This is a genomic window from Bacillus sp. URHA0034 (genome assembly GCF_056280405.1).
The window spans coordinates 579,119-592,191 of the sequence record NZ_JBWCDK010000002.1 but is presented as its reverse complement, the minus strand read 5'-3'; the positions used below and the strand labels follow the sequence as shown (position 1 = coordinate 592,191).

Sequence of the window (13,073 nt, the reverse complement as noted above, 5' to 3'; positions counted from 1 at the left end):
ATAGTGGGAGTGATTTTAAAAAATGCCAAAACAGTTAATGAATCCAATCTTACCAGGATTCTATCCAGACCCTTCCATCTGTCGGGTGGATGATGATTTTTATATGATTACCTCGAGTTTTTCTCTGTTTCCAGGCGTCCCAATCTTTCACTCTACCGACTTAGTAAATTGGAAGCAGATTGGTCATATACTTGATCGAAAATCCCAACTTCATGTGTCAGCAGATCATATGACAGCCGGGATTATGGCACCGACACTGAGATATAACAACGGTACCTACTACATGATTACGACGAATGTTAGCGATAAGTGGAATTTTATTGTGAAGGCTAAAGATCCTCGTGGTCCCTGGTCAGATCCTTACTGGCTAGAGGGATGCCCTGGGATTGATTCATCTTTATTTTTTGATGATGATGGAAAAGCATACCTTACAGGTACAAGAGAGGATACGAATACAGATGGTACAAGGTCTCAGGCGATATGGGTTAGTGAAATCGATTTAGACCGGGTGTGTCTTGTCGGAGAGGCAAGGACAATTTGGGGTGGAGCTCTAAAAAATTGCGCTTCACCAGAAGCACCGCATCTTTATAAAAAGGACGGCTTTTATTATTTAGTGATTGCTGAGGGAGGTACAGAGCACTTCCATGCCGTAACGGTTGCACGCAGTCGTACGATTTTTAATGATTTTGAGGGCTATGCGGGGAACCCCATTTTAACCCACCGTCATCTAGGAAAACATTATCCGATTTGCAATGTGGGTCACGCGGATTTGGTTCAACTGAAAAATGGCGAGTGGTATGCCGTCATCCTCGGTTCTCGGTTAATCGAAGGCTATCATAAAAATCTTGGACGTGAAACCTTTATTGCCCCAGTCGTATGGGAAGAAGGCTGGCCTGTTATCAGTCCTGGAACGGGGAAAGTGGAATGGAGTTATCCGGCGCCAGATCTGCCTGCAGTTACAGAACGAGTAATTTCAACGAGGGATGAATTCAATGGAGAGAAACTTGGAATGGATTGGGTATTTTTTGGGACCCCTTATGAGGAATTTTACACGAATTCAGAAAGTAAGCTGACAATGAAACTTCTTACTCGTTCAATCAGCCAGGAGATACGTAAAATCGACTTAACTGCGACAGAAGTGGATAAAAATGTCCCAACCCTTGGGTTTATTGGCCGTAGACAACTGCATGCAAATTTTAGGATGGCATCAAAGATGAACTTCCTAGCCTCCGAGGAGAATGAGACTGCTGGTTTAGCGATCATGCAGGCTTGTAATCATCAATTCCGGTTGGAGCGTTCGGTGGAAAAAGGAAAGTAAATATTGAGGCTGATCCAGTGTACGAGCGAGATAAACGGATACCCTCATCAGCCTCAATTTCAATGTATAACAACAGAAAAGGAGCTTGCTAAAACTGAAGTAGAAGGTGAAGAAATCATCCTCAAGGTTTCTGCAGAGGGTCAATCGTATAACTTCTATTTTGGTAAAGAGGAGGAAAATCTCCAGCTGTTTTATGAGAATGCAGATGGCAGGAAATTAAATCCTGAATCCGTAGGTGGTATGGTTGGGACCATGCTTTGCATGTTTGCCAGTTCTAATGGTAAAGAAAGTAAAAACAGTGCGGAGTTCGAGTGGTTTGATTACAGAGAAACTGAATTAAGCTGTTACAGGCAAGCAATTCTTCAGGTGTAAAATGATTAATAATAGATAGTAATCAAAAGAGGTTAAAAATCATAAATAGATTTTTAATCTCTTTTATATTTACGAAAATAATAAATAAGTTAGGTTAAAAAATGCTTCGCAAAGTGATTAAAAAAGTGAAATAAATGTAGGAATGGGGGGTGTAAGATTATATTAAGATTTAACTTTAAGAATAGGAGAAAATAAATGCAGAAGTTTAAAGGTTTAAAAGTGAAAATGAATGTACCATTGCTAATACTTATGGTGAACATATTTATTGCATTGCTTGGGGTAGGGTTAGCGATCCCTGTTCTCCCAAAATTTATTCTAGACTTAGGAGCAACAGGTAAAGACCAAGGCTATCTCGTAGCTGCAACAGGACTGACCCAATTTTTGTTTTCTCCGCTTGGTGGGAAGTTTTCAGATAAATATGGCAGAAAAATCATTACGATTGCTGGTTTAGGAATTATCATGCTGTCACAGCTTATGTTTAGTTTTGCCTCGGATTTATGGCTCCTCTATCTATCACGATTGATAGGAGGGATCGGTATTGGAATACTTGTACCAGCGAATATGGCATATGTCGCTGATGTTACAACCGTCGAAAATCGTGGGAAAGGGATGGGCTTATTGGGTGCTGCCATTTCACTTGGCTTTGTTATCGGGCCAGGGATTGGTGGATTCTTAGCTGATTATGGACTCCGTGTACCGTTCTTTGCTTCTGCCATTGCTGCAGGTATCGCTATGATTATTTCCTTTTTTTTCTTGCCGGAGACATTGTCAAAAGAACAACAACATGCTTTTAGAAATTCAACTTCAGAAAAAGTTGGAGTGATACATGAAATTAAACGATCTTTTAAGGTGCCTTATTTCGTTTTATTATTACTCGTTTTTACCATGACATTTGGATTAGCCAACTTTGAAGCAATCTATGGATTATATGTTAGTGAAAAATATGAATATACCCCTAAAGATATCTCTATTATCTTGACAGTTGGTGCACTTGTGGGGGTTATAATTCAGGCAGTAATGGTAGATTGGCTGCTTCGCCGCTTCGATGAGATTAAAGTGATAAATACATGTTTCTTCCTTTCGGCCGTTTCAATGATTCTCGTCTTGTTCTCTGGAAACTTTATTTATATGTTAATAATGAATATATTATTTTTCTTGCTTACTTCGATTCTACGTCCAGCGATTAATACCATGTTATCGAAAATGGCAGGCAGTGAACAGGGTTTCGCGGCAGGAATGAATAATGCCTACAGCAGTTTAGGAAATATTATTGGGCCTTCATTAGCAGGAATATTCTATGATGTATCCTACAATATACCATTTCTTTTTGGTGCATTGATTTTAATAGGAAGTATTTTCATGTGTGCAGCTTGGAGCAAAAGGGGTAGAAGGAGTAATGATTTTTTGGCCGTTTTTGGAGGCACAAAACAATCTTCCTATAATAAATAAAATCACTAAAGGAGTATGAAATAAGTGGAAAATGAAGGGAAGATTGGGGATAAATTCACAAGTATTAAGAGTGATTTGAACGTAATGGAGCAAACAATACAGGGCTTAGATAAATAAACTTTGATATTTAATAAAAAAATCAGCCATGGGCTGATTTTTTTTATGGAACTTCTATTATGCTATCTCGACAGTCCTAACCTTTCTTCCCGCCAAAGGCACCGGAATATAGGCAGTCCGAACAACTACATCTAATGCGACTTCATGGGTTCCCTTAGATAGCCCGCCGTCCTTACGAACTCGAACCGTTAGTGGTTCACCATATTCCCATTTATAGGTCGTAACAGTTTCCATTTCTGCTAAGGTAAACCAATCAACTTGATCCACTGAACACAGAATATCCTCACGAGCAACCCTTACACCGTCTACTTCAACACCAATATCATTTACCATTGAAAGCGGAATGCCTCGATAGTAAGTAATGTTGGTTTTCAATTCAAATCCTGTAATTTTACTTGCTTCTTCAATATTTTTACATGTATTTTCAAGAAATACATTATTATCAAACATATTAATAAACCTCCTGTCCTTCTAGTTCCTTAATAACACTTCGTATCAATGCCTGATGGGCTAAAACCTGCTCTTTTTCTATCATTGGATTTCCGGGGAGCACCCAGCGGTTTCCTTCGTATTCGGTTGAGACATAGCCTTCATATCCTTTTTCATGCAGGTATTGGAGAAGACCCTTATAATCAATTGAATATTCTTCGCCATTTTCTGTCATTTCAAATAATTTAAAGTGGAAATGTTTAATATATGGCATATATTCATCTAAGATACTATAGGGCTCGTTTTCATATCCATCAGCAAAATGAGCAAAAAAGTGATCGGCATCCGATTTTAATAATCTTTTTAGATCATCTGGAAAACCGCCATTTTCCAAATATATTTTTCGAGGATCTTTACCTTGAGAGAAAATATTATTGACATAATCAATCACCTCTTGGCTGGTACCTAAATGTTGTTGACAATAATCAGCCATTACTCTTTGCAGCCTTTTGCAGAAAATACCAGCATCAATGACAAGTCCCACATAAGGAGAATTCAATCGTTTCATTTCATTAATAAATTCTTGAGTTTTTGGAACATCAAAGCTCAAACCTGCATGTATTTCCAGCGCCAAGGTAACATTATATTTTTCCGCATATGGTAATAATGGCTCAATGACAAAAGCTGGTACCATCGATACGAGTCGAATCAATCGAATCCCTAAACGGTTTGCAAGTTTAATTTCTTCAATTAATAGATCTACGCATTCTTTTTGCGTTAATTCTCTATTTTTATAAAGATTTGTATTCAAGAAAACATCTGCAATGACTGGTTTCATCTTATAGGTACTTACTAGTCGATCCCATTCTGCTAATGTTTCCACTGAAGGATGAGGGCTATTGTGCATCATCTGGTCGGGTAAAAATTCAATTCCTTCAACGGAGTTGTCTGCCATAAATTTAAAGATATCTTCCAGGCTCATGCGTTTATTTAAATATTCATCTTGTAAACTGTATAAACTAACGCATGTTTTTATTTTACTCATTGAAAAATCTCCCTTCATTCTTTTATTCTGCTATTTTGATGTCGCTTACATAGGTATCATAACCTGAAATTCTCCATGTTCCTTTTCTATATTTATCTTAAAAGATACAGATTTTCGTCTTATTTTTGATTCATTTTGTTTATTTTGAAAAAGGTTAAGAATCATGTTGTTATTATTAAACTACTGTTTGAACTCACTAGTTAAAGGTGTTAAGAGAGAACTTCTCAATTTCTATTGACATCAGGGGAAAAATATTTTAAATTATATTTCTTTATACTATTTTTATATAATTAGTCCTAATTCGTTTTTACCATAAAATAAATAACACAATACGAGAGAAGGGGGATCTTATGCAAATAAGAGTTTCGGCAGTTCAATATCATCTCCATACGATTCATTCTTTTGAGGAGTTTGAAAATCAAGTGGAGCATTATATAAAAACAGCAGAAGAATTTGGAGCGGATTTTATCCTTTTTCCTGAATTTTTAACTACTCAGCTTTTGTCGATTGGCAATGTTAATGGGGAAGCTTTAACGATCCAAGAATTACCTGACTTTACTGAGATGTACCAGTCTTTATTTATAAAATTGGCTCTTCAATACAGGATGCATATTATTGCTGGAACTCATGTTATCCGTAAAGGTGATCGTCTTTACAATGTTGCCCATTTGTTTTACCCAGATGGACGAGTTGGACAACAGGCAAAACTCCATATTACACCAACAGAAGTAAATGAGTGGGGGCTGAGTGCGGGAGAGAGCTTGGAAGTATTTGAAACGGATAAAGGGAAAATCGCTTTATTAACGTGCTATGACATTGAGTTTCCCGAAATCGTTCGAATGGCCAAGGCAAAGGGAGCAGATGTCATCTTCTGTCCATCATGTACCGATGACCGCCATGGTTTTCACCGGGTTCGTTATACAAGTCATGCCAGAGCGATTGAAAATCAAGTATATGTCGTAACAACAGGTACAGTCGGATCACTGCCAACGGTTGATTTCATGCGTGCTAATTTTGGCCAGGCAGCGGTTATTACACCGAATGACATTCCATTCCCTCCTCAAGGCATCATGGCAGAAGGAGAGATTAACCAAGATATGATTGTCACAGCAGACCTTAATTTAGAGTTACTGTATAAAGTGCGTGAAAAGGGATCTGTTACAACTTGGCGTGACAGACGCACAGATCTATACCCCGATTGGGAAACCGATAGACTCGTTCTCAGTTAGGAAAGAGGATTAGGCAGAACACCTGTCAAAGTAGTAAAAGGTTATTTACAAGATAAAGAATCGTGTAATTATGGTACTTTAATGGAGTGGAAGAATCCATTTTAATAATCTCGAAAAAGCTTGTCGTTTAAGTGGTACTCTCCGACAAGCTTTTAATAACCTATTAAATACAAATCTGATCGAAAATGGATTACGAAATTCCTACTTTCGAAAAACAATCTTCGACCATTTTTTCTAGCTTTTGGAGATCCTTTTTACAAGAGCTAGTTTGATTATTTTTTAAAGAGGAAATAGCACTTTTAATGAGAAATTGCCGCGGTGTTTTGGAATGTAGAATTTCTTCTTGTATAAAGTCCAGTAGCTCAATATTTTTAAATTGATCATCGCCGCCGCCTAAACATTTTTTTAAGGCCAAGATAGTATTAGAAAGTTTTTTCTCCAATGCGTGTTCAGATTTATTATTCTCTGGCAGCCACTTTTCCAATATTTCTGGTTCTAATAATTGAGCACCGCTTTTTTCTACCTCATCGACCATCTTTTCTATCCGTCTTACGGAATACCGAATGACCTGTTTAATATTGGCATCAGATTCCTTTGCTAAAAAATGAAAATGGATATTATGATGCATTAAACCCATAAACATGATCGCACAATCTAATAAATAAGGGCGCTTGTCATCACCGAAGATATCGACAAAACGATTAAAAATCCAGCGAATATGCATGATTTGAGTGCGTTTTAAAAATTCCTTTAAGGTAGGATCATTGGAGACGAATACCTCTTCAAAGAGAGTAAATAGCTTGTTCCTGCGATTAAAGGCCATTTGCAGTTCAATCTGTTGGATAAAAATTTCAATAGCAGCTATATCTTGTCCGATTAAGAGCTCATTTCGTTCAACCTCTATCCTATGGCTTAAGGAAGTAAAAAGAGCCATTAGCAATTCATTTTTTGAGGAAAAATAATTGTAGAAGGTACCCTTCGATATCCCGCTGTAATCGATAATTTCTTGAATCGATGTAGCTTGAAAACCTTTATCGATAAACAATTGATGTGCTTTATTGATAACATGTTGTTTTCTTTCGTTCATTACATTCACCTTGAATTCTAATTAGACTATTAGTATAAAAATAATTGTACCTTAATTATTGGTTTAAGACAAATTAGTAATTTACTTGAGATTTTTTGATTGCAAAAAATGAACTATCGGTATATGATATTGTCTATGCGAAACAAGGGGTATAAAAAAATGAACTATTAGTTTACTAGGGGGAATTAAGATGGAAGATACCATTAAATATGATCGCCCGCCATATGGGATTATCGCTATATTGATGATCGGGGCATTTATTTCAATGTTAAATGAAACACTACTGAACGTGGCTTTGCCATCCATCATGAAGGATTTAGATGTAAATGCATCTACTGTCCAGTGGCTGGCAACTGCGTATATGCTCGTAAATGGAGTCATGATACCAGCAACCGCATTTTTAATTCAAAAATATACAGTAAGAAGATTATTCCTTACAGCCATGGCGCTATTTACGGCTGGGACGATCATTGCTGGATTCGCGCATGCTTTTCCACTTTTATTAGCAGCTAGGATGATTCAAGCTGCAGGTTCAGCGATTATGATGCCATTATTAATGAATGTAATGTTAACAAGCTTCCCGCCTGAAAAAAGGGGAGGAGCAATGGGACTATTTGGATTAGTGTTTATTTTTGCCCCAGCAGTGGGTCCAACTCTATCCGGTTACTTAATTGAACATAATAGCTGGAGAATTTTGTTCCATCTTGTTTCGCCAATTGCCGCTTTGATTCTTGTCATTGCTATTTTCTTATTAAAAGATAAAAAAGGCAAGGTTGATCTTCGTCTTGATAAGTTTTCATTATTATTATCAAGTGTCGGATTTGGTGGATTACTTTATGGATTCAGTTCTGCCGGTGATAAGGGCTGGGATAGCCCGCAAGTCTATGCAACGATTATCATTGGGGCAATCAGCTTGGTATGGTTTGTCCTTCGTCAAAACAAACTTGAAAAGCCAATGTTGAATTTTAGAGTTTATAAATATCCGATGTTTGCACTTTCATCTGTTATTTCAATCGTAATTGCCATGGCGATGTTTTCAGCCATGCTGCTATTACCTATATACGTGCAAAGCATTCGTGGCATCACACCGCTAAAATCAGGGTTATTGATGCTTCCTGGTTCGATCTTAATGGGGATTATGAGCCCAATCACAGGGAAATTATTCGATAAATTCGGCGGCAGAGTTCTTGCAGTGATCGGTCTATCCATTACCATCTTTACAAGCTATATGTTTAGTACATTAACATTAGAAACCACCTATACGGAATTAATGCTTATTTACTCAGCACGTATGTTTGGTATGTCGATGGTCATGATGCCGGTCATGACAAACGGATTGAATCAGCTTCCTTCACGTTATTATCCGCATGGTACCGCAATGAATAACACGTTACAACAAGTATCAGGTGCGATTGGTTCGGCTCTTTTGATTACGATCATGTCGAACCGCACGAAAACACATGCTACTGAACTGGCTGATTCTGCGATGAAACATGTTACAGGAAAACCGACAGCGGAAATGGTAGCCCAAATGAAGCAGCAAATTGCCATGAAGGCTATGTTAGAAGGGATTAACGATTCATTCCTTGTTTCTGTTGGGATTGCTCTTATTGCTTTAGTACTTGCCTTTTTTATTAAACGGGCGAAACAAGCTGAAGATCCTGAAGAGTTGAAGGCTTCAGACAAAAAAGTTGTTAACAAACTTGCAGAAAATTAACTAATAGGAGGGTGTCCATCGTTGGGCATCCTTTTTTTCATACCCTCCTTAATTTATGAATATTCTGTGAACAAAAGTTTCCAAGTACTCTCACCTGCCTCTGTTACAAGCATATGATGTATCAAGGTGGTGATGAAAAAATGATACTATCAGATTGGATGCTTTATACAATGTGGGCCGTTTTTGGACTAATGATTCTCGATCTATTATTAGGATTTTTAAAGTCATTCTGGAAAGGCACGCTCACTTCAGATTTTATTTTAGGATATTTGAAGGATTTATTATATTACGTTATTCCTTTGAACTTCCTCATTTCTATGTTCCCAATCGACCCTTCTGGGTGGATTTTAATAGCATTCTTTTTCGTTGGCGGTTTAGCTGTTGCAATTAAGTATTTATTAGACATTATAAAAAAATTTAAATAATCCCTGTTAGAAACCCTCCTATGCTGATTGGAGGGTTTTTTACATTAATTCTAGGGAGAAAGCAAACTTTGTCAATTCAACTGATAAATTTACCTTTTTCGATAGGTATGACTAGTCGGAAATAGGAATAAATATCAGTATTCTAGATTAAATAATTTGGAGGCCTAACATTTATAACGGTCTAGTAACGAAAAAATATTCTAAATATTCAGAAAGGAGTGTGGAGCCATGAGGAAATATCGATGGGTAAAATGGCGTAAAATCATCCTCTGGGTCGCAGCTGTGGTCATTATAAGTATATATTTGCTTAATAGTGGGCCAACAGTTTGGGGTGTCGTGATAAGTATTGTTAGTTTGTTACTGCAGCTGCTCTTTGCCATGCTATTCATGATTATCCAGTTTGTTGCCCTTTTTTGGTTCCTTGCCCGCGGTAGAACCTATTGGATCCTGCCAGGGGAAACCGGCTCCACTTGGGACGATTACCGGGGTAACCCCGAGATTGTCGAAAATGCCAAGAGGATTGTTACCCTCTTAAAGGGGGTAAAAGAGTTCAAGGAAATGGGCGGGGAGGCTATCCGTGGCTTACTCTTATGTGGACCGCCAGGGACTGGGAAATCCTATCTAGCCCAGGTAATTGCAAATGAGGCCCAAGTACCTTTTGCTTATGCCTCGGCCCCAAGTTTTCAAAATATGTTTTTTGGTGTTGGTAATCTTAAAGTAATGGGGCTATATAAGAAGGCCCGAAAGCTGGCAAAAGTGTATGGCGCATGCATTATTTTTATAGATGAAATTGATGCAATCGGTATGAGCCGTCAGGCAGGAGGCGGTGCCGGTGGAATGATGGGCGGAATGATGGGGATGGGTGGTTCGGGTCTTTTAAATGAACTGCTCTTGCAGATGGATCCGCCAAACATTGATAATAACTGGTTCTCCAAGCTCCTTCGTACGGTGGGACTTCGTAAAAAAAGGGCAGACCGGCCTGCTGTCTTAACGGTTGGGGCAACGAACCTTCCCGATGTACTTGACCAAGCACTGCTCCGTCCAGGCCGTTTTGACCGAAAACTCTGGGTTGATTCCCCTGACTATGATGGCCGAATTGACGTTTTCCAATACTACCTTGAAAAGGTGAAAAGAGACTCTTCTATTACCCCTGAACGGGCAGCACTTGATACCATTGGCTACTCCCCAGCACAAATCAAGCATATCGTTAACGAAGCGGTCGTTATCGCCCATCAACGCGGAGCCCAAGTTACAAGCTATGAAGATTTCCGTGCCGCAATGGAGACCTATGAATGGGGGCTTAAACAGCCGTTAAGGTCCATGAGTGAAGATGAAAAAAGGAATGTTGCTTATCATGAGGCTGGTCATGCCGTCGCACAGTTCCTGCTTAAGCCTCATGCACGAGTATGGAAAGTAACGATTATCCGCAGGGGCGGTGCACTTGGTCTTGCAGCTACTAAGCCAACGCATGAACGATATAATCGCACCGATAAAGAAATATTAGCGGAAATCCAAGTATGTTTGGCAGCACGTGCGGTGGAAGAGGAGTTTTTAAATAAAAAATTAAACGGGGTTACTTCCGACTTGAGACAGGCAACAGAACTAGCCGGTGCCTATCTAGGGATTGTCGGTATGGGTGAGGAATTGTTCAGCTGGCTCGCCGTCGGTTCGCGCACAGATGGTCTTAGAGCGCTGCGCGGCAAAATCAATGAACTCCTAAAGAGTGAAATGACGAAAGTAAAGAAGCTTGTGAATGATAACGCTGATTTTGTTCACAGAATTGCTGAGGAGCTTTTAAAGCGTGGCGATCTAACCGGCGAAGAGATTGAGCATATCTATGTCGGGCTGTATGGTCAAAGCCGAGCTGAAGTTCTAGAATCACAGAATCTAAATTTGCTCGATGCCCCATCTGAGGAAAAAAATGAGTAGAGGAGATTAATGCATTTGAGGTTAGAACTCATCAAGACATCGAAGAAAGTGTCTCAATATGCAGAATATCAAAAATAGATGGTGTTATTCACCATCTATTTTTGTGGGTAAAGCCGGTCTTCCGGGTAAGGTTCTTAGCAGATAATTTTATATGTTGACAATTAGAACAAATACTACTAAAATAATAAATTATTCAGCGATAGTTTGAAATTGATTCACTTTTTCAAACTTACTAACTACATATTTAGCAAGCTATGATTGCTATGGATCACACTATAGCAGGAGCAGCTTCTGGAGAGACCGCACACTTGCGGCGCCGAAGGGTTCACAATCTCAGGCAAAAGGACAGAAGAGTACGAAGACTATTTATTATTCTATCCCAAAAGAGTAATAGATAATTTTTGTTATTCTTACGCCCTGAGAGATTGGAGATATTCCAGTCTCTTTTTTATTGGTTTGCTTCTTGTTCATTGCTTCACAAGTACAAGAAGTACTATTACTACCATTAGGGGGAGTTTTAAGTGGCACAACAAGAATTAAAAAGGGATTTAAAAAACAGACACGTACAACTGATTGCGATTGGCGGTACGATTGGAACAGGGTTATTTTTAGGTTCAGGCAGGGCCATACAGTTAGCTGGTCCATCGATTATGTTTGCCTATGTAATTGTCGGCATCGCCTGTTTCTTTGTAATGAGGGCTTTAGGAGAACTTCTTTTATCAAAAGCAGGTTATAAATCTTTTACAGATATTGCGGAAGACTACATTGGACCATGGGCCGGATTTGTAACGGGGTGGACGTATTGGTTTTGTTGGATCATGACAGCCATGGCGGATATTATAGCCGTTGGTGTATATGTACAATATTGGTTTAATATACCGCAATGGGTTCCAGCCATCGTCTGCCTAGTACTATTATTAGGTTTGAATTTATTAACAGTGAAACTATTTGGCGAATTAGAATTTTGGTTTGCTTTAATTAAAGTCATTACGATTCTTGCTTTAATCGGGATAGGAGTTATTTTATTAGTCATAGGGTTTAAAACAGATGTGGCTGCCGTTTCAGTAAAAAATATTTGGGAATATGGCGGACTATTCCCACATGGTGTGTCAGGTTTCTTACTTTCTTTTCAAATGGTGGTATTTGCCTATGTAGGGGTTGAATTGGTGGGTGTATCAGCATCGGAAACATCAAATCCTCAAAAAAATATCCCGTCAGCGATCAATAAAATTCCGTTAAGAATTCTATTTTTCTATGTGGGAGCACTGTTTATCCTTTTATGTATCAATCCTTGGACACAATTGAATGCAGAAAACAGCCCTTTTGTAAAGACATTTAGTTTAGTAGGAATTCCGATTGCGGCAGGAATTATTAATTTTGTTGTCTTAACATCTGCAGCATCGGCCTGCAACAGTGGTTTGTTTTCAACCAGCCGAATCTTATTTAATTTAAGCTCTAAAGCCCAAGGTCCATCCCAATTTGCAAAATTAAATAAAAATCATGTACCAAGTAATGCTTTATTTGTTTCAGCACTTGTTCTATCAAGCGGAGCCCTTTTAAGCAAGGTAATTCCTGAACAAGCTTTTGGTATCGTGACAACGATAAGTGCGATTTGCTTTATTTGGGTTTGGGGGATTATCTTAGTTTGTCATATACGGTATCGGAAACTACGGCCAGATCTTCGAAAAAAATCGACCTTTAAAGCACCATTTACACCGTTTATTAATTATGCGGTCTTAGCCTTATTTGCTTTCATTCTAATTGTCATGCTATTTGCTGAAGCTACTCGTACTGCTTTATTTTTAACACCAATATGGTTTATTCTTTTATTTATCTTGTATTCGTTTAATAGAAAAAAGGATAAGAATATTAGAGTTTCGGCATAACGATTATTAACTAATCTGAAAGAACTAACCCATACATAATAGTGGGTTAGTTTTTTTGTGGTTATTTAAA

At 38.4% G+C, this 13,073-nt stretch carries 9 protein-coding genes, 2 pseudogenes and 1 riboswitch; of the genes and pseudogenes, 8 read left to right on the top strand and 3 right to left on the bottom strand.

Annotation, left to right across the window (positions count from 1 at the left end; genetic code table 11):
- Positions 1–22: 22 nt before the first annotated feature.
- Positions 23–1,690, top strand: a pseudogene (locus ACZ9EE_RS05125) (glycoside hydrolase family 43 protein).
- Positions 1,691–1,885: 195 nt separating this feature from the next.
- Positions 1,886–3,139, top strand: a complete 1,254-nt coding sequence (locus tag ACZ9EE_RS05120; RefSeq protein WP_476025588.1) for an MFS transporter — start codon at positions 1,886–1,888, stop codon at positions 3,137–3,139.
- A 174-nt stretch (positions 3,140–3,313) separates the two neighbouring features.
- On the opposite strand, the gene ACZ9EE_RS05115 is transcribed toward ACZ9EE_RS05120, so the two are convergent.
- Positions 3,314–3,706: a C-glycoside deglycosidase beta subunit domain-containing protein gene (locus tag ACZ9EE_RS05115; RefSeq protein WP_476025587.1), complete on the bottom strand. Its 393-nt coding sequence runs from the start codon at positions 3,704–3,706 to the stop codon at positions 3,314–3,316.
- Between the two features lies 1 nt (position 3,707).
- Positions 3,708–4,730, bottom strand: a complete 1,023-nt coding sequence (locus tag ACZ9EE_RS05110) for a sugar phosphate isomerase/epimerase family protein (RefSeq protein WP_476025586.1) — start codon at positions 4,728–4,730, stop codon at positions 3,708–3,710.
- Positions 4,731–5,080: 350 nt separating this feature from the next.
- Between ACZ9EE_RS05110 and ACZ9EE_RS05105 the strand changes: the two genes are divergently transcribed.
- Complete coding sequence (locus ACZ9EE_RS05105) at positions 5,081–5,959, top strand: carbon-nitrogen hydrolase family protein (RefSeq protein WP_476025585.1); 879 nt, start codon at positions 5,081–5,083, stop codon at positions 5,957–5,959.
- A 12-nt stretch (positions 5,960–5,971) separates the two neighbouring features.
- A pseudogene (locus ACZ9EE_RS05100) lies at positions 5,972–6,064 on the top strand (GNAT family N-acetyltransferase); the annotation flags it as partial.
- A gap of 85 nt (positions 6,065–6,149) precedes the next feature.
- Here the strand turns inward: ACZ9EE_RS05100 and ACZ9EE_RS05095 are convergent.
- Positions 6,150–7,046: a TetR/AcrR family transcriptional regulator gene (locus tag ACZ9EE_RS05095; RefSeq protein WP_476025584.1), complete on the bottom strand. Its 897-nt coding sequence runs from the start codon at positions 7,044–7,046 to the stop codon at positions 6,150–6,152.
- A 190-nt stretch (positions 7,047–7,236) separates the two neighbouring features.
- Here ACZ9EE_RS05095 and ACZ9EE_RS05090 point away from each other — a divergent pair, with 190 nt between their 5' ends.
- The 4 genes from ACZ9EE_RS05090 (at position 7,237) to ACZ9EE_RS05075 (ending at position 13,003) form a co-directional block, all read left to right on the top strand.
- Positions 7,237–8,763 (top strand): DHA2 family efflux MFS transporter permease subunit, encoded by a 1,527-nt coding sequence (locus tag ACZ9EE_RS05090; RefSeq protein ID WP_476025583.1) that lies wholly within the window; start codon positions 7,237–7,239, stop codon positions 8,761–8,763.
- Positions 8,764–8,903: 140 nt separating this feature from the next.
- The gene (locus tag ACZ9EE_RS05085; RefSeq protein WP_335499024.1) at positions 8,904–9,188 is read left to right on the top strand and encodes a hypothetical protein; all 285 of its coding nucleotides are present in this window, start codon (positions 8,904–8,906) and stop codon (positions 9,186–9,188) included.
- Positions 9,189–9,416: 228 nt separating this feature from the next.
- Positions 9,417–11,117 carry an AAA family ATPase gene (locus ACZ9EE_RS05080; protein ID WP_476025582.1) on the top strand — a complete coding sequence of 567 codons (1,701 nt, stop codon included), beginning with the start codon at positions 9,417–9,419 and terminating at the stop codon, positions 11,115–11,117.
- Between the two features lie 281 nt (positions 11,118–11,398).
- A riboswitch (glycine riboswitch) is annotated at positions 11,399–11,476 on the top strand.
- A 162-nt stretch (positions 11,477–11,638) separates the two neighbouring features.
- Positions 11,639–13,003 (top strand): amino acid permease, encoded by a 1,365-nt coding sequence (locus tag ACZ9EE_RS05075; protein WP_476025581.1) that lies wholly within the window; start codon positions 11,639–11,641, stop codon positions 13,001–13,003.
- Positions 13,004–13,073 lie beyond the last annotated feature (70 nt).